13 protein-coding genes are annotated in these 26,647 nt (G+C 38.1%); 9 read left to right on the top strand and 4 right to left on the bottom strand.

Annotated elements, in window-relative coordinates; all coding sequences use genetic code 11:
* Positions 1 to 81: 81 nt before the first annotated feature.
* From AC3RVG_RS11020 to AC3RVG_RS10980, 9 genes are all read left to right on the top strand, one after another.
* Positions 82 to 4,701 carry an HYR domain-containing protein gene (locus AC3RVG_RS11020; protein WP_489691514.1) on the top strand — a complete coding sequence of 1,540 codons (4,620 nt, stop codon included), beginning with the start codon at positions 82 to 84 and terminating at the stop codon, positions 4,699 to 4,701.
* Positions 4,702 to 4,950: 249 nt separating this feature from the next.
* Positions 4,951 to 5,724, top strand: coding sequence for a DUF805 domain-containing protein (locus AC3RVG_RS11015; protein ID WP_489691513.1), 774 nt, complete (start codon positions 4,951 to 4,953; stop codon positions 5,722 to 5,724).
* Positions 5,714 to 8,365, top strand: coding sequence for a DUF922 domain-containing protein (locus tag AC3RVG_RS11010; RefSeq protein ID WP_489691512.1), 2,652 nt, complete (start codon positions 5,714 to 5,716; stop codon positions 8,363 to 8,365). Before AC3RVG_RS11015 ends, AC3RVG_RS11010 begins: the two co-directional genes overlap by 11 nt.
* Positions 8,366 to 8,605: 240 nt before the next feature.
* Positions 8,606 to 10,192: a sensor histidine kinase gene (locus AC3RVG_RS11005; RefSeq protein WP_489691511.1), complete on the top strand. Its 1,587-nt coding sequence runs from the start codon at positions 8,606 to 8,608 to the stop codon at positions 10,190 to 10,192.
* 2 nt (positions 10,193 to 10,194) lie between these two features.
* Positions 10,195 to 10,860 carry a response regulator gene (locus tag AC3RVG_RS11000; RefSeq protein ID WP_489691510.1) on the top strand — a complete coding sequence of 222 codons (666 nt, stop codon included), beginning with the start codon at positions 10,195 to 10,197 and terminating at the stop codon, positions 10,858 to 10,860.
* Positions 10,861 to 11,364: 504 nt separating this feature from the next.
* The gene (locus AC3RVG_RS10995) at positions 11,365 to 13,512 is read left to right on the top strand and encodes a cation:proton antiporter (RefSeq protein WP_489691509.1); all 2,148 of its coding nucleotides are present in this window, start codon (positions 11,365 to 11,367) and stop codon (positions 13,510 to 13,512) included.
* Between the two features lie 212 nt (positions 13,513 to 13,724).
* Positions 13,725 to 14,228: a GreA/GreB family elongation factor gene (locus AC3RVG_RS10990; protein ID WP_489691508.1), complete on the top strand. Its 504-nt coding sequence runs from the start codon at positions 13,725 to 13,727 to the stop codon at positions 14,226 to 14,228.
* Between the two features lie 114 nt (positions 14,229 to 14,342).
* Entirely contained in the window at positions 14,343 to 15,614 is a 1,272-nt protein-coding gene (locus tag AC3RVG_RS10985) for a hypothetical protein (RefSeq protein WP_489691507.1), read from the top strand.
* 90 nt (positions 15,615 to 15,704) lie between these two features.
* Positions 15,705 to 17,873, top strand: a complete 2,169-nt coding sequence (locus tag AC3RVG_RS10980; protein ID WP_489691506.1) for a S46 family peptidase — start codon at positions 15,705 to 15,707, stop codon at positions 17,871 to 17,873.
* A 103-nt stretch (positions 17,874 to 17,976) separates the two neighbouring features.
* Here AC3RVG_RS10980 and AC3RVG_RS10975 read toward each other — a convergent pair whose 3' ends face one another.
* From AC3RVG_RS10975 to AC3RVG_RS10960, 4 genes are all read right to left on the bottom strand, one after another.
* Positions 17,977 to 20,097 (bottom strand): M3 family metallopeptidase, encoded by a 2,121-nt coding sequence (locus AC3RVG_RS10975; protein WP_489691505.1) that lies wholly within the window; start codon positions 20,095 to 20,097, stop codon positions 17,977 to 17,979.
* Between the two features lie 129 nt (positions 20,098 to 20,226).
* Complete coding sequence (locus AC3RVG_RS10970) at positions 20,227 to 21,261, bottom strand: ice-binding family protein (protein ID WP_489691504.1); 1,035 nt, start codon at positions 21,259 to 21,261, stop codon at positions 20,227 to 20,229.
* Between the two features lie 400 nt (positions 21,262 to 21,661).
* Positions 21,662 to 25,465: an HYR domain-containing protein gene (locus AC3RVG_RS10965; protein ID WP_489691503.1), complete on the bottom strand. Its 3,804-nt coding sequence runs from the start codon at positions 25,463 to 25,465 to the stop codon at positions 21,662 to 21,664.
* Between the two features lie 509 nt (positions 25,466 to 25,974).
* A complete protein-coding gene (locus tag AC3RVG_RS10960; protein WP_489691502.1) occupies positions 25,975 to 26,634 on the bottom strand; it encodes a uracil-DNA glycosylase family protein in 660 nt (219 codons plus the stop codon).
* Positions 26,635 to 26,647: the final 13 nt, after the last annotated feature.

The raw sequence follows: 26,647 nt of genomic DNA, 5'->3' as shown, positions 1-26,647 counted from the left end.
TTATTTAGAACAATGTTCTAAATGAGTATCGCAGTTTAAAAATTTAATTTGAGTCAACTTTAACCCTTTAATACCTTCATTATGAAAAAATTTATACTATCATTATGCATGTTTGCGGTCACGTGTTTTACGTATGGCCAGACAACAGTAACCAAGACTTATTCCGGGCCCACCGTTACAGTAGATGGCTGCGGAAATTATTGTGTAGCACTGCCAGGTGTTACTTTCTCAGCCGCCGATTTCACCCCCGGATGTACATCAATAATAGACATTAATATAAGTATAGACTGGCAAAAAACCAGTGGTACTTGTGGGGCGCCAGATACAAATTGTTCTTTTCACAATGAAACCAACTTTCGTATAGACGGACCTGCCGCTATGGAAATACTGGCTACTCCTAGTACGTGGAGCGGATGTGGAAATACCCCGGCGGTAACCACCGTTTTTGACCAGGCTGCCGCTGGCCCTCCAGGACCAGGAGATCCCGTTAGCGGGACCTTTCAACCAAATGGTGGAAATTTAGATAATTTTAATGGCTTAAGTGCTTTGGGAACATGGAGTCTGTCCGCAGGAGATACAGTTGGATCCGATCCACTTTGTGTGATGAGTTACTCTGTGACTATCACCGTAGGCGCCGCCAATGATACTTGTGCTACGGCTATTACAATAGATCCCGTTGCAGGAGGTACCGTAAGTGGCAACACTACTTGTGCTACTGCAAATGTTCCTCCAGAACCCAATTGTTCGGGTGTTGCAGCCGGATCACCAATGGTCTGGTATACTTTTACCGATACCACTGGAACGGGAATGATCGTTGATGCAAATACCTGTTCTGCAGGGACCGGTTATGACTCGGCACTAGGAGTTTATATTGGAGCTTGTGGAGCTCTCGCTTGTATTGCCGGTAATGATGATGCCTGCGGTTTGCAAAGCAGCGTTTCTTTTGTCACAGATGGATCCTCAACATACACCATTGGAGTGCACGGATTTTTTGGAAGTGTTGGTGCATTTGATCTTAATTTCAGTTCGTGCATCATAGATATTACCTGTCCTGCAGATGTAATTGTAAGTAATGATCCCGGTGCCTGTGAAGCAACTGGGGTTGGCTTGGGCACGCCAATTACTAATGGCTGCGCTGGTGAAATAATAAGTAACGACGCCCCCGCAGCCTTTCCTGTAGGAGTAACTGTTGTTACTTGGACTGTCACGGATGCTTCTGGAACAGCTATAGCAACTTGTACGCAAAATGTTACGGTTAACGACACTCAAAATCCAATCATTGGATGCCCAGCGGATATAACAATTAATAACGATCCCGGCGTGTGTGGTGCAACCGTATCTTATGGCATAGGATTCTCGGATAATTGTCCTGGGGCCACATTAAGCCAAACTGCCGGACAAGCTAGCGGAACTGTTTTCCCGATAGGAACAACAGTTAACACCTTTGTTGTAACCGATGCATCGGGTAATACTGCTACATGTAGTTTTAATGTTACGATTAATGATACTGAACCACCTGTAATTGCCTGCCCAGCAAATATAACGGTCAATAACGACCCAGGCGTTTGTGGCGCTACCATAACCTATGCAACACCTGTGGGCACAGATAATTGTCCAGCTTCCACAACAGTACAAACAGCTGGACAAGCCAGTGGAACCGTATTCCCAGTGGGTACAACCACTAATACTTTTGAAGTTACTGATGCTTCTGGAAATACAGCCACCTGTAGCTTCGATGTAACGGTAAATGATATAGAAGATCCAACCATTACATGCCCGGCAGATATTACAGTTAGTAACGATCCGGGAGTTTGTAACGCCGTGGTAAATTATACGGTCACAGGTATGGATAATTGTACCACTGGAACTAATCAAATCCCCGGACAAACCGGCACATTTACAGGTCTGGCCAGAGGTTACTACTTTGTGGCTCCAGCCAGTTTTACCATAACCGGTTTGAGAGTTCCAGATACATACGTGTCTACAGATCAGAATATTCAGGTAATGCGATTTGCCTCAACACCGGCAAACTTCCCAGGAACAACAAGTTATGATGCCTTACTTCATTGGTCTGGTTTAACTCCTGGAAATAACTTTATACCTGTGAATATCCCAGTAGCTCAAGGAGAGATCATTGGAATCTTGGGTACAAGAGGAACTAACAGTTCAAATTCATATGCGAGTGGTAACCCAATGGTAATTAATGGAATCAATATACCTATTAATAGACTAGGCTCACAGAATGATATTCATGCGGCAGCGGCACCCGATGGAACGTTTTTTACTGAGCCCTCTGGTGTTAATCCTAATAAAGGACGTATAGAATTTGAATATGACAGCCCAGTGTTAACGCAAACCGCAGGTCTTGCTAGCGGAAGCACTTTTCCAATAGGAACAACAACAAACAGCTTTGTAGCAACAGACGGTTCAGGAAATACTGCTACTTGTAGTTTTGATGTAACGGTTAACGATACCGAACCTCCAGTGGCAAACTGTGCTCCTGCGTTCACACTTCAATTAGATGCTTCTGGAAACGCTAGCATTGCCGTTGGAGATATTGATAACGGAAGTACAGACAACTGTGGCATTGCAACTACAACAATTGATAAATCATCTTTCACTTGTGCAGATGTAGGCCCTAACACGATTACTTTAACGGTAACCGATATTCACGGAAATGTTTCAACTTGTACAACAATTGTAACCGTAGAGGATAATGTAGCACCGATAGCAGTATGCCAACCGTTTACTGCACAATTGGATGCAACCGGAAACGTGACGATTACAGGAGCCAACGTTGATGGCGGATCATCAGATGCTTGTGGAATTGCTTCGCTTTCTGTTTCACCAAATACGTTCACTTGTGCAGATGTAGGTCCGAATACAGTTACTTTAACCGTAACAGATGTAAATGGAAATTCTTCAACTTGTACAACAACGGTAACTGTTGAAGACAATGTTGCGCCAGTAGCAAATTGTGCGCCGCCGTTCACCATTCAATTGGACGCCGCTGGAAACGCAAGCATCACAGTTGGAGATATTGATAATGGAAGTACAGATGCCTGTGGCATTGCAAGTACAACAATTGATAAATCAACCTTCACTTGTGCAGATGTAGGTCCTAATACAATTACTTTAACGGTAACCGATGTTAACGGAAACGTTTCTACTTGTACAACAGTTGTTACAGTTGAAGACAACATCCCACCAACCATAATTTGTCCAGCAGATGTTACTGCCAACACAGATCCGGGAAATTGTTTTGCTACGGTAACCTTTGTAACCCCAGTAGCTTTTGACAATTGTGGCATTGCTACTATTGTTCAAACAATGGGCGATCCAAGCGGAAGTGGTTTCCCTGTAGGTGTAAATACTATTGAGTTTACTGCAACAGATGTAAACGGAAACACAAGCACTTGTAGTTTCACCATTACAGTGACTGATAACGAAGCTCCAGTGGCTGTTTGTCAGAATATCACCATCCAACTTGATGCAGCTGGTAATGCAACAATTGTTGCAGCAGATGTTGACGGTGGAAGCACAGACCAATGTGGTGTGGCGAGTATTGCGATAGATATTAATACTTTCGATTGTAGTGATGTTGGCGACAACAACGTAATATTAACTGTAACTGACGTAAACGGAAACACTGCTACTTGTACAGCTGTAGTAACTGTTGAAGATGTAACGGCGCCAACAGTGGTTTGCCAGGACATAACCGTAATGCTCGACCCAGTAACGGGCACAGTAACTATCGCAGGAATAGACGTTGACGGAGGAAGCACTGATGCCTGTGGTATTGCAAGCTACGATCTTGATATGGACACGTTCGATTGTTCAAACGTTGGAGCAAACACAGTAATATTAACTGTAACCGACGTAAACGGAAACACTGCAACTTGTACTGCTACAGTAACTGTTGAAGACAATACGATTCCAGTAATCGTTTGTCAAGACTTTACTTTAGAACTTGGTGCAGATGGTACCGCCATCCTTGACCCAAGTGATGTGATAGCTTCTAACGACGATGCTTGTGGAATCTTTGCTTCGGCAGTAGATATTACGGCCTTTGACTGTGCAGATATTGGAGCGCCTATAACGGTTCAAGTATTTACAATAGATGTAAATGGAAACTTAAGCTCTTGTACAGCAGAAGTAACAGTTGTAGATTTATTAGCACCAGTAATTACCTGTCCAGCAGATCAAACTGTTGATCCGGGACCAGGAAATATATTCTATATTCTTCCAGATTACTTTGGAACTGGTGAAGCAACAGCTGTAGACAACTGTACAGATCCTGTAACAGTAACTATGCAAAGTCCTGCAGTTGGAACACCACTTTCTGATGGCACGTATACAATCACGCTAACAGCGACAGACGAATATGGCAACACTAGCACTTGCGATTTCGAGCTAATAGTAGAAAGTGTACTTGGTGTTGGTGATAATAACCAAAACCTGGGAAGCATAAAAATGTATCCAGTGCCAGCCAAAGACATTTTAAACATAAGCAATCCGCAGAGTTTAGAATTGGAAAGACTGGAAATTTACGATCTAAGAGGTAGATTGGTTCAAAGAGTAGATCTTCGTGGAATGGGTAATGTAAAAACCCTAAACATCGATCAACTTGCTGCTGCTACTTACTATGTTAAGATTAAAGGCGCCAATGGCGAAATAACCAAACGTTTACTAAAAGAATAGTATTCAAAATTAATAATTTTTAAAATGAAGTCGCCTGAGGAAATTCCTCGGGCGATTTTTTTTTACTTCCTGTTTGCAGTCTGAGTTTAAACTAAGTAATAAAATAGACCCCTTCTACCAAAAACAAAACACTACACACAATACACAACTGAAAAAAAATAGTCTCAAAATTTTAATTTTCAAAATTTCATAATTGCATTTGGAATATTGAACATCATTATTTTATATTGCAATTCATTTAACTTTCAAATGTTTAAAAATCCCTTTTCATTTAATGGTCGAATTCACAGAACCGAGTATGGCATTAGCTATACTATATTTCTCTTCTTCGCATATAGCTTTACATTTATTGCGGAATGGTTAAATCTTGGTGGGTATCATTTAATAGTCATCTTTGGTGCCAGTTATTGGTTTCTTATTTCCCAAAGTACTAAACGCTGCCATGACCTTGGCAACAATGGATTTTATCAGCTAATACCTTTTTACTTCTTTGCACTCATCTTTAGTGAAGGGCAAAATCGAAATAATAAATATGGGCAAGATCCTAAACTTGTAGAATTGCAAGCTGAGAAAGCGCCTACGACCTCATTATACAATAAATTTTCCCTTCCCGAAGGAAAAAGCATGGAAGCCATAGGTAGCGAATTGCTAAGCGGAATAATGCTTACTGCACTTTCTGTAGCCTTGTTGAATTACTTCACGAACACAGAAAGCTGGGTTACTTTTATTTTTGAAAGCATGTTTATAATGGCAGGTTATTACATGGTGCTTCTATTAAGTTTTAAACTAAATCCGCTTCCGCATTTACCTATTTATTTTATAGTTCACAGAGTTATTTTTAGCCTGGGGTGGTATGTTGTTATTTGGATCTATGAAGTGTATAGCAATAACATCAGCGATATTGAATTTGCTGCTATTGGCGGCGATATAATTTATATAATTTCAACTTTTATACTTACCTATATTCCTTATTTTTTATATAAAACGTTCAAGAAACCAAATCTAATACTGCTTGAAGCCTAAATATCATATTTTAATTTCGGCCATACTCATGGCGTGTTTGGTAATGTTAGCATACGCCAAAAAAACTGAGGTCACAAAAAGTATCCGCTGGCACGAACGCTCCCTAATTTGGGATGATTTTCCTATTATAAATAATATTCCTGGCGATTACCACGCTATGGTGTATTCTGATATACAATATGAAGGCAGCCGCGAAGATCAATTTCTTTACATTTATGCGCAAATGATTCCGCATCGCTCTGGAAGAGTTATAAAGGATGATACGGATACAGAACAGCTGCTTATTCACGAGCAAAATCATTTCAATATCACGGAATATCATGCGCGTCTTTTCCGTAAAGAAGTGGTTGAAATTGGAAGAGAAAAATTAACAAACAGTACCCTCAAAAGTCTTGGTAAGAAATATTTAGAGCAAATAGATGCGATGCAAGATAGGTATGACAGAGAATCTAAGCACAATATTGAATGGCCCGCACAGCGTTATTGGGAATTACATATTGCTGGTTTGTTGCGTGAGACTGCCTATTACACAAATCAAGATCTCTATACTTATCAGGCGTTTTTGGGTGGCTCCACTAAGTGGTTCCGACAATTATATTACACCATAGAAGGGGAGGTACTTACCTCCTATCCAGAGAAAGCTGAAAATAGTGGTTATGGCGAAGTATATAACATTGAGCGAAAGGCAGACAGCACCATTGTAGAGTATTACCAGAATGGAAAACTTACCAATGGCGGCTATTTTGAAGCGGCAAAGTGCATCATTACCTTTCCAAAAGTAAATACGCGAGAGGCGCTACTTTTTGATGCAGATAACAAGCCATATTCTAATAAAACTGAAGCTCATATTACCCGAACCATAACGGACGCCAAAGGTAATATTACAAAAACTTATTATGACGAAAACAAAAAACAGATTTCAGTTGAAGGAGTTTATACACTAAAAGGAGTTTGGGATGCTTCTAAAAAAAGTATGCATTCCAGTTACTACAATAAAGACGGCATTGCCGCAATGCGTCGTGGTGCTTTTCAAGAACTCCGAATACTAGATAGTATTAAAATTTCTACTAAAATCGCATATTTTAATAGCGATGGCAAGCCAATGCGGGACAAATTTTTTGTTTCAATTTACGAATATGAATATGACAGCAATTTTATGCTAAGCACTGTAAAATTGTATGATGTGGATGGTAAATATGCCATTGGTCTAGAAGGTTATAATGCTATCTATGATTATGACGCGCTGGGCAATATAAAGTCTATGGCTTACTTTGACGAATTGGGAAGCAAAACATCAAACACGGAGGGCATTCATAAATACATGTATACCTACGACCAGTATGGCAATAGTACCGATATGCGAAAATTTAATATTCGAGACCTTCCCACCAAAGGGGCTGATGATTATCATCAGTTCGTAAACCTATATGATAGCTTGGGAAGAACCACCTTTAATGCAAAATATTATCCCGATTATGTTTTAATGTTCAACGATAATAAAAGTGGGGCTGCTACTTATGAATATGTAGGAGACACTATTGTAAACGTAAAAAATGTGGATGTATATGGCGAAGATGGGGTAAATGATTTGGGAATATTGTTGACCAAGCTGTTCATTGATGATAAAAAACAAACAATAAGGGAGGAGTTTTACGGCTCTGACGGTGCGTGGGCGAAAACCGAAGACGGAGTGGTTTCTTATACATATAAGTACGATGAAAGAGGAAACCAAACAGAAACGGCGGCATTTGATTCTTTAGGTAAATTACGTGCATGGCAAGAAGATGTAGCTATTACTCGCTGGGAATACGACGAAAATAACAATAAAAGCAGGACAACATATTTTACCGTCGATAACAAATTGGCAAATGCGGTAGATGCAACAACTTATAATGTATTTAAATATGATGATAATAGCAATTTAATAGAACGCACCAATTTCGATAAGAAAATGAATCCGAGTATTATTGATGGGGCATTTAGAACCAGCAGTATTTTAAATAAATTTGGGAAGGATTCCATCGTAATGATGTACGATATTAATAACAACTTACTAGCCAATGCAGGAATTATTAAATATACCTATAATTCACGAGGGGTTTTGCTCTCGGAAGCAAATTTCAACCCGAATAACCAAGCTGCACTAAATGAACTAGGTATTCATAAAACTGTTTATGTTCACGATAAATATGACAGGTATATTGGCTTTACATATTTTGGCAAAAATGGCGAAAGGATAAATAGTATAGAAGGCTACGCTAGCATGGAAATTAAATTAAACAATTCTGCATTTGTAAGCACCTATTCTTATTATAATGATAAAAAGAACCCAGTGCTAGGTCCCGATGGTTTTCACAAAATAGAAAATTATTATAATAATATGGATGAAGTGGTTCGAACTTCTACCTATGGATCAGACAATAAGCTAGTTAACAATGTAGATGGCATTGCAGATTATGTTTATCAAATAGATAAAAGTGGTAGGACAGTGCGCATTTCTTTCTATGATGCGAAAGGCAATTTAACGGAAAACGCAAGTGGTATCGCCGAATATTTATACAAGCCTTCATTAAATGGACTATTCTATCCTGAAAAACAACTAAATGCAGAAGGAGAGGAAGTTGCTGAAGAAGTCCTTTAAAAACTTTTTACGCTACTTAACTTGATCTAAAATTATTTGCCACAAAGAGCGAGTAGGCACTGTAAATATTGGCGAATTAATTAGAAAAACAGAACGTAACGCTGGCGGCACCAAACAAGAATAATATTACAGATACAGCAATTAACAAAACTGAAAATTTGTACCTATTTTTGAGGAATGGAAAAACCCTTGTTTTCATTCCTCATTTTTTGTTTCGTATTGGGAATGTTACCTCAAAAGGTGATTGGCCAATTCAAAATTGATAGTACTGCCTATCATTACAATCACATTTTGAATCCGCAGAAAAGCTCAGATATTTCACTAGCAATTAATTATTTTTCACATTTAAAAGAACAGCACCTCAACGAAAAAGATACGTATGAGGCTATTAAAGATTTGCGATTGATTGCCATTGGGCAGCTGGAGATAGGAAATAATTCTGATAGCGAAATAGCTACAGTAGAAGCGTTAGAATTAATAGATAATTCTGCACTTTCAGATACTTTGGTGGAAGCAAGAAAAGGGCTTTATAATCAGTTGGGACGAATCTACAGAGAGAACCATAGATATGATGAAGCTATAAAAGCTTACAAAAATGCCTTACTGTTCTCTGCAAATCTCAAGGACAGCCTCACTATTTTAAATAATACTGGCAATATCTACAAGGATATGGGGCTTTATGAAAAAGCGTTGGGGCAATTTGAACTTGCTTTAACGAAAGACAACGTTCAGAAAAATACCTTGGCATACGCTAGGTTACTGGATAATAAAGGTGCTACACAAGCTAAATTAGATCATCCAGATGCATTGGCACATCTGCAACTGGCTTTAACGTTAAGAGAAGCGAAAAATGATATCCCAGGCAAGTATTCTAGTTACCGCAATTTGGCAGTTTATTACATCGATAAAAACGATACTACCACAGCTTTGGATTTTGCAAACCGAGCTTACGAGGTTGCAGAGACCATGAATAGTCTTACTTATATTGAAAATGCGTTGTCACTTTTTGTTAGTATGAGTCCAGATCCCAGAATTGTGCGTTTTGAAACCATAAGTGATAGCATTGAAAAGGAGAAACAATTGGCAGGAAATAAATATGCCTTTTTGAAATACAATGTTGAAAAAGAGCGCAAAAATACAATCGCCGCCCAACTCGAAAATGAAAAACAAAAAACCTGGAAAATATTTATTTTGGCTATTGGTTTAGTTGGATTTGTAATAGCAATAGTTTCATATTTCAATATTAAGACCAGGCATAAACAAGAAAAAGTTGCGCAAGTATATACTACTGAAAAAAGAATTTCGAAAAAAGTACACGACGAAGTGGCAAATGATGTGTACAGGTTAATGGCTAAACTACAAAGCAAGCCTGCAGAAAAAGATGAGATTTTGGACGATTTAGAATCTATTTATATTAAAAGTAGAGATATCTCAAAAGAAAACAGCGCCATAGATGTTGAAAATTTCCAAGAAGTCTTGTCCGATTTATTGTTGAGTTATGAGAACCAAAATGTATCTGTAATTCGTAGGCATACCAAAACTATTGATTGGAAGACAGTATCAAATATTAAAAAAACCAATCTCTATAGAATATTGCAAGAATTAATGACTAATATGGCAAAACACAGTAATGCCACTGCAGTTGTATTAAATTTTGATCAAAAAGACAAGGCGATTTTCATCAAATATGCAGATAATGGCGTAGGATGTAAACTAAAAAGCAAAAATGGACTCCGAAATGCGGAATCCCGCATAGAAGCCATAAACGGAACTATTACTTTTGAATCTGAACCAAATAAAGGGTTTAAAGCAACTATAAGTATTTGATCATGTTTAAAAAAGTTCTAATTTCAGACGACCTAGATTGTATCAATCAAGGAGTAATATCGATATTGCAAGCATTAAAAATTGAAAACATTACAGAAGTTGCCTACTGCGATGATGCTTTCTTAAAAGTTGAAAAGGCGATTTTAGATAATGCACCATTCGATTTGCTGATAACAGACCTCTCCTACACTCCCGATCATAGAGAACAAACATTTTCGTCTGGCGAAGCGCTTATTGCTGTGCTAAAAAGTAAGTATCCTAAGCTTCCCATTATAGCCTATAGTGTGGAAGATCGATTGCAAAGGGTGCGCTCTCTAGTTTTAGAACACAACCTAAACGCCTACGTTTGTAAAGGCAGAAAAGGACTTGAAGAACTTAGAACTGCAATAAATAAAGTTGCTATGGGCGAAACCTATCTTTCGCCACAGGTTGTAAACGCTCTCTCCGGAAAGATTACGCCTGTATTAGACGATTACGATATTTCTTTAATGGAGCAGTTGGCAAACGGTTTATCGCAAAAAGAAATAAGTGAATATTTTAGAGATCGAAATATTCAACCCAGTAGTTTGAGTTCCGTAGAAAAAAGGGTGGGTAAACTTTGTATCCATTTTAAAGCAAAAAATGCAATTCACATGGTGGCGATTGCTAAAGATTTAGCACTGATTTAAGCTGCCTTTAATAATTTATTTCAAAAAAAATGGCCGCTTTACGGAATCCCGCAAAGAAATGTGCGTTTTGTCCCTTTTCTTTGTATTGGGATAGACAATTCATTCTGGGGAGAATTGTTTTGTGTTTTCCTATAACCGTCTTGTCGTTGAGGTAGGACGGTTTTTTTTATTTTGAAATTATCCTTCCAAAACGAGCAATGAATTACTTCGAAGTAAATTATTTTCTGATCTCGATATTTTGAATTAGATGATAAACTCTTTTCATTTTAAACAAATTCTAGCAGCTTCAGCTAATTTGAATATATAAATAAAAAATTGATTATTTCAGCTATCCGAAAATGCAAAATCTAATTTTAAATTAATAAGAATAGCATACATTTGGATAAGATTTTACGAGGGTATTTGGTTGCACACTTTAGGAAGGGAGCTAGCAGATATTTCGTAATTGCAAAGTACAGACAAGGACTCTAAAGCCCCTGGCAATGCACTAAAAAAGGATAGAGGATGATACAACTACACCTGCTTGTTATTAGTCTGCCGCTCACGAATCCTGTGTTAAAATTCCTTTTAATATTGGTAATTATTCTAATTGCCCCAATCATCCTCAATAAAATAAAAATCCCCCATCTTCTTGGCCTTATTATCGCTGGAGCTATAATTGGTCCAAATGGCTTCAATTTAATAGAACGCGATAGCAGTATTATCCTTTCTGGAACGGCTGGACTTCTATATATAATGTTCCTCGCAGGTTTGGAAATAGATTTAGCCGACTTCAAAAAAAACAGTAAAAAAAGTATTGTTTTTGGATTATACACCTTCATTATCCCTATGATATTGGGGACTCTTGCAGGTCTTTACATTTTAGAGCTTCCACTACCATCCACAATTTTACTGGCAAGTATGTTTGCTTCGCATACTCTAATTGCCTATCCGCTAATTAGTAAAATGGGCGTTGCAAAAAACAGAGCCGTAAATATAACCGTAGGCGGAACAATGATTACCGATACCCTAGCCCTACTGGTGCTGGCAGTAATAGTTGGAATGACAACTGGAGAAGTAAACACAGCATTCTGGATACGTTTGTCTATTTCAATAATTGTATTTGGTTGTATTATCTTGTTTCTCTTCCCTATAATTGGAAGGTGGTTTCTGAAACGTTACGACGATAAAGTATCGCAGTATATTTTTGTTTTGGTTATGGTTTTTTCGGGGGCTGGGCTTGCAGAACTAGCAGGAGTTGAAGCTATTATTGGTGCCTTTTTAGCCGGACTTGCACTTAATAGACTTATACCACAAATTTCACCATTAATGAACCGAGTGGAATTTGTAGGGAATGCTATTTTCATACCTTTTTTCCTTATTGGGGTGGGAATGCTAATTGATTACAAAGTATTTTTTAAAGATTTAGAAACTATTAAAGTGGCTGTGGTTATGATTGTTGTTGCAACTTCAGCTAAATTTCTTGCCGCTTGGTTAACGCAAAAAACGTATAAATTTTCGGTTGATGAAAGAAGGTTAATTTTTGGGCTTAGCAACGCACAGGCAGCGGCTACTTTGGCAGCGGTACTAGTGGGTTATTCTATTATTACAGGTGAAACAGCTACGGGTGAACCAATTCGGCTACTTGATGAAAACATCCTAAACGGTACTATTTTAATGATACTTTTTACCTGCACCGTAGCATCGTTTGTAGCGCAGAAAGGTGCTCAAAACATTGCGCTTTCCGAAGCTTATGATAATACAGGCGAAGAGGAATACTTGCAAGAAAAAATTCTGATTCCGATAAGTAATGAAGCTACTACAGACGAACTTATAAACCTGGGAGTTACTATAAAATCGAAGAATAACAAAGATGGTTTATATGCGCTCAATGTAATTGATAATAATACAACGGACGGTGCAGCAGACAAGAAAGCTAAAAAATTATTAACGAAAGCGGCAATAACTGCTGCGGCCACAGACAACCAATTGCACGAGCTTTTACGTTACGACATAAATATTACTAACGGTATTAATAGCGTCGTAAAAGAGCATAAAATTACCGATATAATTTTAGGGCTGCATATAAATCAAGGATTATCAAATTCATTTTTAGGAAATTTAACCGAAGGAATTTTATCAAAGTGCGACACCACAACGTTAATTTATAAACCAGCACAGCCTTTCGGAACCGTAAAAAGACATATAATTATTGTTCCTCAAAAAGCAGAAAAGGAAATAGGCTTTCCTTTTTGGCTGATAAAAGTCTGGAACATAGCACGCAATTCAGGCGCAAAACTCATATTCTACGCTACTTCAGAATCGCTAAATTTTATAAAAGAAATTCACCATTCACATCCTATAGAATCAGAGTTTGTAATTTTTGATGATTGGGATAACTTCTTAGATCTTTCCAGCAATTTCCATAAAGATGACAATCTTATAATAGTGATGAGTAGAAAGGATAAGCTATCATATACTAGTAATATGAGCAAAATTCCTTCATATCTCAACAAGCATTTTAAAAGCAATAGTTTTATAATAATTTATCCCATCCAAATTGGTGTCACCGATTCTGCCACAATAGACCTCACAAACCCTACCATCACAGAACCTCTTGAAAAGCTTGATGAAATAGGGAAGACAATCGCAAGAATATTTAAGCGGAAATAAAACCTACTCGTATTAATAATACTTTGTAAATCTGTAAAGCCGAAATATTTCAAACGCAACCTCTATGTTGCTATTTGTTAATTTCATGTAAACACTTTTTTCAATAAAGCAATGTATTGTAATTTCACAATTATCTATAAATAAATTCTAAATTAAAGTTTGATTTCATCATTTGTACCAAAATATAGAATGCACTTTTAATATAATTATATATGAGCCGAGGATTTGTAAAAGAAGAAGACCAAGAGGAAGCGCCCATTATACCGCCACGCGCAGCACTGCCTGCTGGCGCCACTAATTATGTAACCCCGACTGGCATGAAACTACTGCAAACAGAACGGGAACAGTTAGAAAACGAACGCGCTACTCTCTCCACTACTCACGAACAACAAAGACGAATTGAACTTGCAGTCCTAAACGGAAAACTGGATTTGCTTAACGAACGCATTGTGTCTGCAAGAATTTTAGATCCAGCATTACAACCAAAAAACGAAGTGCGATTTGGCGCAACAGTAACTTATAAAATATCTACCGCCCCTACTCCGCAAACCTTTCAGATTGTAGGCGTAGATGAGGCTGACATAGCCAAACGCAAAATTGCATTTGTGGCACCAATTGCTGTGGCGCTTACCGGACATAAAGTTGGAGATATAGCAGATTTTAAAATGGGAGGGGAATCTCGTAGTTTGGAGGTTGTAAACATAAAATATGAATAATAGAAAAAGCTACTTATTATTTAAGTTTTGATCATCCTGAAGGGTATTCATCGTAAAACTGATTTACTATTGTAGCGAAAAAAATACATTGTTCACTTAAAATTGAATGTCTTAATGAAAAAAATTATTGCCATCCTACTAAGTATAACAGCTGCTGTTGTAATTATCATATATTTTTCAATTTGGAGTACACCAACCAAAGTGGCTTCCCAAATTATCGTGAACACAGATAATATTAATACATTCAATTTTGGGGATCACGATTCGGTTACCATCGCAGTAACGACAATGTATGAAGGCAATATTTTAAAAAAAATGGTGCAAGGAGAGCAATATCGCGATGAATGGGCGATCCCCGTAAAAGTACCTATCGTTTTTTTACACACTTTAAAAGGAGGGCTTACCATTATTAAAAAAGGGGGAGGAAAACAGACTCAATCCTTACGATTAAAAAACAACAAAGGCATTTACTATTCATTGCGAAGTGTTGCAAAAAACCCCGAACCTCTTATTCCTGAATTCGCAAAAACACTGGGTATAGAAAATATTATTATCGATGGAATCTCGGCACAACATCCTTATGCCGCCATTGTGGTAGCTAAATTAGCCGAATCTATTTCAATTTTACACACGCACCCTTCCTTGGTATTTGTTCCTAAGCAAGAACGCCTAGGTAAATACAATACTACGTATGGTAACAAATTATATTGGCTTGAATATGAAACCGAAGGACCTACAAATTGGACACATTTAAAAAATGTAAATGAAATAATCGACACCGATAAACTGCAAGAAAAAAAACAACAATTAGGCGAAAAACTAAGTATTAAAAAGGAAGAATTGGTGCGAAATCGTTTATTCGATTTAGTGATTGGCGATTGGGACCGGCACGCAAAACAATGGGGCTGGGTGCTACAACAACAGGGAGAAAAGTATGTAGCCACCCCATTACCCGGAGATCGTGATAATGCATTTTTTTCAATAGACGGACTAATACCTTCGGTTGTGTCATCTAAAAACATACAGCCTCGTTTACGTCCTTTTGAAAAGGAGATAGACTATATTCCAGGACTGATATACCCTTTTGACAGGTATTTTTTACAAAACACAGCTGAAGAAATTTTTATAGAACAGGCAAAATTCATACAAAACCATTTAACAAACCAAGCAATTGAAGAAGCTTTAAAATTATGGCCAAAGGAAATATACAATCTCCACGGTGAAGAAATTATGGCCAATATAATAGCAAGAAGGGAGCGGTTAGTTGAATATGCTATAGCATTTAAAGTAGAAATTGACAGGCAAGGAATTTTAACTGAGCCATTAAAAGGTTCAGAGGATTTGGTTTTATCCAAACGTTTAATGCAGTGTTTTGAATGTGATTAAAAGCTACATAGAAAACCATTAGCCTAATTAAATTACCAAAATACCCTCCATATCATTATCTTGCACGCTATTATTTAAAAAACCGTTACTATGAAATTATTTCGCCTTCTTTTTATCTTTTTATCAGTCCCACTTTTTGCCCAACAAGGTGGTATGTGGATTCCTTCGCTCTTAGAAGGAATGAACGAATCTGAAATGACCAACCTCGGCATGAAAATGACCGCCAAGGATATTTACGATGTTAATAATGCAAGTTTAAAAGATGCAGTGCCTCACTTTAACGGCGGCTGTACTTCTGAAGTTATTAGCAATAAAGGACTTTTGCTTACTAATCACCACTGTGGTTATTCTCAAATTCAAAGTCATTCCACGTTAGAAAACGACTATTTGCAGGATGGTTTCTGGGCGATGAGCCTAAAAGAAGAACTTGCCAATCCTGGAGTTACCGCCACTTTTATCGTTAAGATTGAAGATGTAACAACCCAAGTAATGGCAGGCGTTACCGCAGCTATGAATGAGGCCGACAAACAAAAAAAGATAGAGGAAAATATTGCGAACGCTGTACAAAATTCTCCAAAAGAAGCTTGGCAGGAAAACCGCATACGTACATTTTATGAAGGCAACCAATACATGCTTTTTGTTGTAGAAACTTTTAAAGATATCCGTTTGGTAGGCGCTCCGCCTTCTTCAATTGGGAAGTTTGGTAGCGATACCGACAACTGGATTTGGCCACGCCACACTGGCGACTTCAGCCTTTTCAGAATTTATGCCGACAAAAACAACCGTCCCGCAGAATATTCTGAAGACAACGTGCCTTATACGCCAAAACACTTCCTACCTATTTCTTTAGATGGCGTAGCTGAAAACGATTTCACTTTAGTATTTGGGTACCCAGGAACTACAGATGAGTATTTACCTTCAATTGCTATCGAGCAGGTAATAAACACTGTTAACCCAGCGCGTATTGCCATTCGCGATGCTGCATTGGCTATTCAGGATAAATATATGCGTGTAGATCAGCAGATAAAAATTCAATATGCTTCCAAGTTTGCTCGTATCGCTAACTACTGGAAAAAGTGGAAAGGCGAAACCCTTGGTTTAAAAAAATCGAATGCTGTTGGCATCAAAAAGCAACAGGAAAAGGAACTTATTGCGCAAATTAATAAGAAAGGAAAACAACAAGAATACGGCCAACTTCTACCAAAATTCGAACAGTATTATACCGAAATAGAACCATATACTTTAGCTCGCGAATATTTCCTAGAAACAGTTTTACGAAATGTAGAATTACTTCGTACTGCCTACCAAGTTTATCAGTTAAAGCAAGTTTATGAAAGCCGTGGCGCACAATCTTTTGACGATAGAAAAAACAATATGATTGAAAGATTGGAAGGTCAATATAAAGATTACAGCAAAAAAGTAGATCAAGAAGTTTTCGAAGCCCTAATTGCACTTTATGCCGAAGGCGTTCCAGAACAATTTCTTCCTGCAACGTTTAAAAATTTAAATGCTGCACAGTTAACTACCAACGTCTACACTAATTCTGCTTTTGTAGATTATGCTTCAGTAAAAAAGTTATTAGAAGGTGATGCCGAAACGGTTATTGCTAAGCTAAATAACGATCCCGGTTTCAAAATTGTACAGGAAATGGCAGATGCTTATTTTGACAATGTTGCCCCTAAATATGAAGAACTTGAATTAAACATTTCAGGTTTACAGCGTGACTATATGAAAGCTATGCTCGAGTTAAGCCCGAAAGACGCGCGTATCTTCCCGAATGCTAACAGTACGCTTCGAGTAACCTACGGAAAAGTTGCTGGCTACTCTCCTGCCGATGCTGTCTATTACGAACCCGTAACTACTTTAGAAGGAGTAATTCAGAAATACGTTCCAGGCGACTACGAATTCGATGTTCCTCAAAAATTAATTGATTTATATGAAGCTAAAGATTACGGTCAATATGCTGAAAATGGCAAGATGCCAATCAATTTTATAGGAACTAACCACACAACAGGTGGCAATAGCGGGAGCCCTGCAATTGATGCCCACGGAAATCTGATAGGCCTTAACTTCGACCGTGTTTGGGAAGGTACAATGAGCGACTATTACTATGACCCTGCGTTATCTCGCAACATTATGGTAGATATTCGTTACGTGCTTTTTATAATGGATAAATACGCTGGTGCAACAAATTTAATTGATGAATTGAAGTTAGTACACCCAAAGAAGGATTTGAAAAAATCTAAAAAGAAGAAGTAAATAAAATATCCTCTGGAGCCCTTCAGCTTCAAATGGATATAAAAAAACCACGAATACACGAATAAAATAACATTCGGGTATTCGTGGTTTTCATTTTATACAATTATTTCAAGCCTCGTGCCTTAAGCATTGGCTCAATTTTCGGATCGCTTCCGCGCCAGTCTTTATACATTTTTTCGAGTTCCAAAGTGTTTCCTCTTGAAAGAATCATAACTCTAAAACGTTGTCCGTTTTCGCGAGTAAGTCCGCCGTTGTTTTCAAACCAATTGTAGGCATCGTGATGTAACATTTCTGTCCACGAATAGGAATAATATCCAGCAGCATATCCTCCAGCAAAAATGTGGGAGAAATAGGTTGAACGGTATCTTGGCGGCACTGCATGTACCACATTAAGTTTTGTGTTTTTCAACGCTTGCTTTTCAAACGCGTTTACATCTTCAATCTTTTTGTCTGGCGAAATGATGTGCCATTGCATATCTAAATTAGAACCCGCCAAATTTTCGGTTAAACTATATCCTTGATTGAAAGTTCCCGAATTTTTAATTTTATCAATTAACTGCTGCGGAATCTGCTCGCCAGTTTTATAGTGTAGCGCATAGTTTTTCAACACATCTGGATACAATGCCCAGTTTTCGTTAAATTGTGAAGGAAACTCTACGAAATCACGTGCTACGGCAGTTCCCGAAAGCGAAGGGTATTGCTGATCTGCAAAGAAACCATGAAGCGCATGTCCAAACTCGTGGAACATCGTGGATACCTCGTCATAGGTTAATAATGCAGGTTCATTCCCCGCTGGTTTTGGAATATTAAGCACATTATATATTACTGGCTTTTTATTATACAATTTAGATTGCGTAACAAAGTTGCTCATCCAAGCGCCACCACTTTTGCTAGGGCGTGCAAAAAAGTCTGCATAAAACAGTCCAAGCGCGTCGCCGTTTTCTTCAAACAATTCATAAACCATAACATCTTCGTGATAGGTTGGAATATCAGTTCTAGGTTTATAGGTAATGCCGTACAATTTTTCAGCGGCGTAAAACACACCTTTTTCCAAAACATTCTTCAATTCAAAATATGGCTTTATTTGATTTTCATCTAAATCATATTTTTCTTTACGAACCATTTCAGCATAATAATTCCAGTCCCAAGGCTCTAATGTGAAATCCTGTCCTTTGCTTTTAATCATTTTCTGAATTTCATTAGACTCTGCTTGCGCCTTGGCAGTGGCCGCTGGAATAAGTCCGCTGAAGAATTTGTTTACATTTTCAGGAGTTTTTGCCATTGTTTTTTGAAGACTCCATTCGGCATAATTATTAAACCCTAAAAGTTTTGCCTTTTGAGCACGTACTTCTACCAATTCCTTAATTAATTCGCGGGTGTCATTAGCACCTTGGTCTGCTCTGTGCCAAGCGGCTTTATAGAGCTTTTCTCTACTCGCTCTATTTTCCATAGATTGAAGTAGAGGTTGTTGCGTCGTGTTCTGCAATGGAATGGTCCAGCCTTTACCATCTTCATTTTCTTTCGATTTCAGAAAATCTTCATCCACGCCTGCTAATTCCTCTTTATTGGTAAAAGTTACAGCACCAGCATTATTAGCATCCAAAAGTGTTTTGCCAAATTTAGTTGTAAGCGTTGCGATTTTTCCGTTGTATTCCTTTAGTTTTTCTTTGTCTTCAGCAGAAAGATTAGCGCCAGCTATTTCAAAATCTTCGTAATAATTTTCAAGTAATTTTAAGGATTCCGTATCTAGATTTAATGATTCTTTTTTATCGTGAAGTGTTTTAAAACGTTTGAACAGATTATCGTTCAAATAAATCATATCGTTTTGGGCTGCGAATTTAGGCGCCATTTCGGTTTCCACAGCTTGAAGCGTTTCGTTGGTATTTGCACCAGCTAAGGCACCGAATACTTGAGAAGCTCTGTTTAAAAGCACACTACTTTTTTCCAAAGCGAGAACTGTATTTTCAAAAGTGGGTTCTTCACTATTATCTGCAATTTCAGATACGGCTTTCTTTTGCTGTTCTATACCTTCAAGCATTGCAGGTTTAAAATCTTCATCTTTTATTTTTGAAAAATCCGGTGCTCCGTAGGGCAAAGTACTTTCGGAAAGTAGCGGGTTTTCGGTGCTATTCATCTGTTCATCATTTTTGTTTAATTTTTCTTTAGAATTGTTACACGCAGTTACAATAATGGCAAGTGCCAAAAAGGGAATTATTTTTTTCATTGTGGAATTTTTTTAATAGATACGTAAAGATACACAAATAGCAAGATTTGTCTTGTGAAGTTATCTTAAATGAAAAATCCCCTCAGCAAAAGCTGAAGGGATTCTCTTTATTTGGTGGGTTTAAATTTATTAGTTTTTAATCAAACGCTTCACAGAACTTGCGTTGTCACCAACAATCTTTACAACATAAACCCCAGTTGCTAATGCTGAAATATCTATCGATTTTTCACCTTGCATATTGCGAAGGTTAGTCTGGTTAACAAGTTTTCCTGTTATATCATAAATCATCAATTTCTCGAGAGAAGTATTGTTGCTATTTACTAGGTTAATCAGGTTGTCTGCGGGATTCGGGTATAAAGCCAAACCTTCGTCTATTGAACTGTCATTAACACTAAGTACAACATTATTACCATCTAACGTTATAGCGGTCTGTGCAAGTGCTCTTCCGTCAAAAGTTGCTCCTGTTTGCATCGCTATCTGTGTTTGACACAATATATTTCCACTAAATTCTGATGTTGTTCCAAGAGTAACTTGTCCAGAAACTTGCCAGAAAATGTTTGATGCCTTCGCACCTCCACTAAGCGTAACAATTGCGCCGTTAGCTATAATTAAATCCTGTGCTATCTCAAATATCCAAACATCTGTTGGACTGCCTGAAAGAGTAACACCAGCTTCAGAAACTAAAACATTGGTACCCCATTTATAAACACCCGTGGTTAAGGTCTGTCCGGTAAGATCACCAGCGTGTAATTCAGTGTAATCTGGCGTTCTTCCAGCTGCATCGGTATATGCAGTTTCCATATCGCTTATAGCAGTCGTTAATTTTGTTGGAGTTGGTGATGCATAGTCTGATGCATATATTTTTCCATTAACTAAAGATGAAGTAGCAAATTGACCTGAGGAATCTAATATTAAACTAAATCCAGTTATACCGGTTTGGTCAATAGGGCTAACTCCAATATCGCCAACGATTGAAGTGGTTCCAGTAGCTGAAACTCCTGATTTTGCTAAGACCACGTAATTGCCAGCAGTTCCAAGATTAACTGGAGAAGGCGATTGCGACACAGCAATAGCTGGCATCGTTAAAGCAATTACGAGAATGATTCCGAGAAATCCCTTTAGTTTGATTGAAGTTGTTTGGGGACTTTGAGTATTGTTTTTCATAAAACATCTATTTTTTAGGGGGTTCTATAAGATCTAAATCAATCTAAATATGTCCTTCTAATAGATGACCAAAATTACACTAATAATAGATGCGGCTTAGCCATGTTTAAGCTAAGTTTAAGCCAAGCTTAAGCCAAAGTGTAGAAATTATCGATAAAACTGCTGTTTAATAGCCAAAAATTTATTAAAAAACCCCTGAATTATTAAATTTATGTTAAAACGACGTGTTAAGTTTATAATGGTAAAAATTACCAATTATATATTAGCTTCGGGTTTATTAAGTTACAATTGAGATTATGAAAGGAATCTCTTTAAGAATATTAAATATCTAAATTAGTTAAAATGAAAAAACCCCCTCAGCAAAAGCTGAAGGGGTTCTCCTTTTATAATTGGTTATTGATTATTTCTTAATCAAGCGCTTCACAGTGCTTGCATTTTCACCAATAATCTGAACAACGTAAACACCAGATGCAAGAGACGAAACATCTACTGCTTTTTCACCTTGCATTGTGCGAAGGTCTACTTGGTTTACAAGTCTTCCATTTATGTCATAAATCATCATTTTATCTAGAGAGATGTTGGTCTTGTTAACAAGATTTACAACATTGCTCGCTGGGTTTGGATATAAAGCCACACCAGCATCTAAAGAATTCTGATTCACACCAAGAACAGTTGTAACTGTAAGTTCAAAATCACAAGATGACATGTTACCGTACTCATCAGTAGCAGTAAAGCTAATGGTGTGAACACCATCTGGCAATGCCGCGCCTGGAGCCGGAACTTGAGTAGTCAACGTTACAGGATCTGTACAGTTATCGTCAGCAATCGCTTCGCCAGTTGCGAAGTAATCTGGAACGATATAGAAAATGTTTCCTGCTCCTGGATCTACAGTTTGATCTGCAGGGCACGTAAGTACCGGTGCAAGTCTGTCTACCACATGAACTTCAGCCACACAAGATGCAAGGTTACCACTAGTATCGCTTACGAAAACTGTAACCATTACTGGGGTTCCTATATCTGCACAAGTTACTGTAGGTACATCTACTGCAATAGTAGCGATACCACAAGCTTCATTTATATCAGAAAGTAAGCTGTAAGGATCAAGAGTAGTTGTACCATCTGGTCCAAGCTCAATTTCTACAACGTTACCAGTGCTTACACCTTCAAAATCAATTTGGAAGTTGTCTACACCAGCTCCCCAAGCCCAGCCGCCTTCATCGTCGTAAGTAAAACGAACTTGGAAGTCAGCATTCATATAAGCAGCCATATCTAGTGCTCCTGAATTGGTTGGGTTAGTATCAACATCAACAAATAGAATTTGTTGCCAAGCTGCACCATCATATACTTCTACAGCAAGGGTTCCGTCTCCTGCAAATTCCTGCATTGCATAATCAAAAGAGATAGATGCTGTTACAGCTGCAGAGATATCATAAACTGGAGAAATAAGTGAAACTAAGTTTACTTCACCGCTTCCTGCTGCATCATCATTAAAGATAGCTGCATTAGTCGGGAAATCATTTCCAATTGGCATATCTCCTGAACCGAAAGCCCAGTCAGCGCTACCAGAAGTAACAACTGTAGACCAGCCAGAAGGAATTGAAGCACCTTCAAAATCTGTAGCTTCGGATGTAATATTAGCAACTCCACAAGTAATTACTGGAGCAGTATTGTCTATTACATTTACAACTGCCATACAGGTAGAAGCGTTTCCACTTGCATCCGTAACAGTTACCTCAATAATATTCTCGCCAAGATCTGCACAAGTAAATTCTAAGCCTGAACCTCCAGATGTTACGTAGTGTAAAGTTCCATTCCACACACGAGGGGTGAAAATTGAACCTGTAAATAATCCAGTTACTGCAGAACCAAGGGACATTGAAAGTTCAGCATTTGAATAGCTCTGATTAGCACCAGTACCATTAGTATACCTCTGTCCAACGCCATCTGTTACTACTGCAATACCGTAAGTGGTATTGGCAGAAAGTACTACAGGAGCATTTAGTACAACATTGCTAGGAATATCCTGACCTGCGCCAGTTCCTGAACCAGATGCAGCTGGGGCACCCCAAGCAGCACTATTGGTTTCACTTCCTACATAAGTACCTGTTTTAACATATAAGTCTAAATCAAATACTGTTGTGCTTGCTGTATTAATATCAACTTCAGTCAATTCAATATCAGTAGGTCCAACTGTTACGTCATACATTACTGCCCAACCTGTTGAACCGCCATTATTTGAAGTGAAAAGTGAAGTTAGAGCGCCTGCTGTTCCACCACCAGCACCACCGGCGCTAATTGTGTATCCACAAGCTTCGTTAACACCAGTTACAAGATCGTTAGGGCTAATAGAAGCCATACCGTTTGCATCAAGGAAAACATCAAGTCCACCGCCAGCAGCAGCTTCATAGTTCAATAAGAAGTTGTCAACGCCAGCTCCCCAGCCCCATCCGCCAAGATCGTCAAAAGTGTAACGCACTTGGAATGCAGCATTTACATAAGTAGAGACGTCGAAAGATTCCGTTTGAATAGTAGTCAAGTTTGCATCATAAATAGCAATTTGTTGCCATGCCGCACCGTCATATACCTCTACTTTAAGTTCTTGGTCACCAAATTCTCTAAAGGCTACATCATAACCTACAGTTACATTTGAGGCAGCGCTAAGATCATATACAGGAGAGAGCAATCTTACTAGATTTACTGATCCATTACCGGCAGCATCATCATTAAAAATAGCAGCGTTGGTAGCAAAGTCAGGACCAATAGGCATGTCTCCTGAACCGAAAGCCCAATTTGCAACTCCAGTTTCTATCACTGTTGTCCATCCTGTTGGAACGGCTGCGCCATTAAAGTCTTCAGATTCTGAGAACACTCCAAATCCGCCTACACAGAATACTTCAGGTGGAGTAACATCTTGAACAGTTACTGTTGAAGTACAAGTTGCAGTTCTTCCAGCGCTATCAGTAACAGTCATAGTTACTGTGTTTGGACCTACCATTGAACAGTCGAATGTAGATACACTCAAAGTTCTTGAAGCTATAGTACAGTTATCTGTTGAACCGTTATCTAAATCGGCAGCAGTAATTGTTGCCATACCAGTTACTGGATCAAGGTCTATTGTAATGTCTTGGCATACTGCCACAGGATTTTCATTATCAATTACAGTAACAATAAAACTACAATCTACTGTATTATTATCGCTATCTGTAACAGTAAGGGTAACAGTAGTATCACCTACTGGGAAAGTACTTCCGCTTGGTGGGGTTGCTACAATATCGCCAGAGATGTTTCCATCTTCATCGTCAAAAGCAAGTCCAGCAAAGTTGACAACTGCGCCACAAGTTCCTGGAGAATTATTTGCTGAAATATTAGCAGGACATACTATAGTTGGAGGGTTACCAGTAGAAAGTACTGGGAAACCAGTAATATTAAGTTCAAAATTACCAGCATTAGAACCAAAACCGTGTACTAAAACGTAATATCTAGAAGAACCATCTGAAGTAAATGTTACTTCACTTCTAACGCCACTAGCAGCACAAAGGGCACCAGCATCATCATTTGCTCCTACGCAAGTAAGTGCTCCACAAGCACCAGTGTACACAGAAAGTTTAGTGTCATAACCAACGGCTGCACATGTATTAACAGTTACAGAAGAACCTGTACCGCTAACATCGTCAAAATAGTACCATACTCCGGCTGCAGTAATACTAACTCCCCCACAAGCCCCTGGTGTATCAACAGTAGCATTGGTAGTTGTACCAGGCACTGTACCATCAGCTGTTAACTCAATTGCACCTGCACAAAGATCATTTGCCGGTGGTGGTGGTGGTGTAAGATTTTGTAAAGTATTAGTGTAACAAGTAGCAGCAGTTCCACAACCTGGAGGAGGTGAAGAATGCGTATGAAACCTAATAGATGTAGAAGCAATGTTGTTCACAACTATGGGTGAAGTTCCAGATGCTATTACAACGTTGCTTGTATTTGTAATAGTTACATATGGAGCAGTAGAGGTGAATCGGTAATTACTACCTGCTATTAAACCATTAATGGTATTATAATCACCACCCCAACTACAGGTGGTTATGGTTTGCACTGCACCACTATTATTAGCAGTTACCGTCAGATACGGCGAAGTTCCAATGCATTGACTAAAAACGCTTCCGACCGTAAAAAATAACAGTAGAAGCGTGAGTGTAATTTTCTTCATAGATTGTAATTTAAATTAATAATTAATAATATTCTTAGTTAAAAGGTCGTTAAAAATAGCATAAAATATGACATAAGCCAAACAATTCCCAAAACAAAAATCGACTTCATCCCCAGAATATTTATGATTGCAAAGAAATAATTTTTTATGCATTTTTTAAAATATTGTCTATAAGAGAGTTAACGCCTTTGATTTTAAAACACCAGTCACAATACTTTTAAACTCAAAAATTTAACATTCAATTTACATTCAAAAAAAAAGGAATATCTGTAGACTATTTACCGCTAAAATCATAAAATATTGAATTTTGTATGAAACCTATGAATTATAAAATCACGCAACTCTATGCGCAGAAGAAGGTAAGAATGAGTAGAAAGACAGTAAAGATTTGGCTTAAAACACCACCGAATATTAGACTCTTTTTAGTACCGTGTAATAATCATTTATAGCGTGAAGGAATATTTAAAATAGAAGTATTAAAGCTCCCAAATCCAATGTGTTAAATGATATTAAAAAAAGAGTTTGTATTGAGCTACCCGAAAATCGATAGTAGTTTTTTCGGGAAATTCGGCCTTCATTTTTTTATACGCGGCAAGGCTGCCTACTGCCCTATTTGCTGCACCAGAAGGTGCAATTAGTGAGACGGTTTTAACTATCCGTTCGTTTTCGGGCATTTTAAATTGATGAATGCGCGGCACTTTGTTTGAAACTAATTCTAAGGAAATATTGTACGCCTTTAAATTTCTTCGGAAGAAATATTCAGGGCCATTCTTACTATTGCCTCCCGTGAAAAGCAAGGTGTCTATTTTAGGATTTTGCTGAAGTACAGAAATCAAATCGCGAAGCTCAACTTCCAACATTCCAATATCTGAAGCATCCACTTTTTCGCGCCTAGCGGAAGAAACCATATCGCAAATGCCAATACCTTTTTTTTTAAGAAAATACTCGCGCTGCTCGATGGCTTCTGCGGTGGTTTCAAACTTCAAATTTAGACCGAAAATCTTATCCAAAATCACCCACAACTGCCCGTCGCGACTTCCGTAACAAAAATCTACATCGCCATCTTTCAATTCGCCTGTGGTAAAACGCGGTGGCGGCAGGGTGCCAACAATCAACTTAGTTGCAGTTTCCGGAATGAATGGCGGATATGGATGAATGTGATGAAACAAATAAATTTACGAT

It is taken from the genome of Aequorivita sp. IT1282, assembly GCF_058068205.1.
The sequence above is the reverse complement of the archived record's forward strand: the minus strand, read 5'-3'. Positions and strand labels throughout refer to the sequence as shown.

Excerpts from the sequence above, each read along its gene's own strand:
- AC3RVG_RS11020 (WP_489691514.1), top strand. The coding sequence starts at position 82 with ATGAAAAAATTTATACTATCATTATGCATGTTTGCGGTCACGTGTTTT.
- AC3RVG_RS11015 (WP_489691513.1), top strand. The coding sequence starts at position 4,951 with ATGTTTAAAAATCCCTTTTCATTTAATGGTCGAATTCACAGAACCGAG.
- AC3RVG_RS11000 (WP_489691510.1), top strand. The coding sequence starts at position 10,195 with ATGTTTAAAAAAGTTCTAATTTCAGACGACCTAGATTGTATCAATCAA.
- AC3RVG_RS10995 (WP_489691509.1), top strand. The coding sequence starts at position 11,365 with ATGATACAACTACACCTGCTTGTTATTAGTCTGCCGCTCACGAATCCT.
- AC3RVG_RS10990 (WP_489691508.1), top strand. The coding sequence starts at position 13,725 with ATGAGCCGAGGATTTGTAAAAGAAGAAGACCAAGAGGAAGCGCCCATT.
- AC3RVG_RS10985 (WP_489691507.1), top strand. The coding sequence starts at position 14,343 with ATGAAAAAAATTATTGCCATCCTACTAAGTATAACAGCTGCTGTTGTA.
- AC3RVG_RS10980 (WP_489691506.1), top strand. The coding sequence starts at position 15,705 with ATGAAATTATTTCGCCTTCTTTTTATCTTTTTATCAGTCCCACTTTTT.
- AC3RVG_RS10975 (WP_489691505.1), bottom strand. The coding sequence starts at position 20,097 with ATGAAAAAAATAATTCCCTTTTTGGCACTTGCCATTATTGTAACTGCG.
- AC3RVG_RS10970 (WP_489691504.1), bottom strand. The coding sequence starts at position 21,261 with ATGAAAAACAATACTCAAAGTCCCCAAACAACTTCAATCAAACTAAAG.
- AC3RVG_RS10965 (WP_489691503.1), bottom strand. The coding sequence starts at position 25,465 with ATGAAGAAAATTACACTCACGCTTCTACTGTTATTTTTTACGGTCGGA.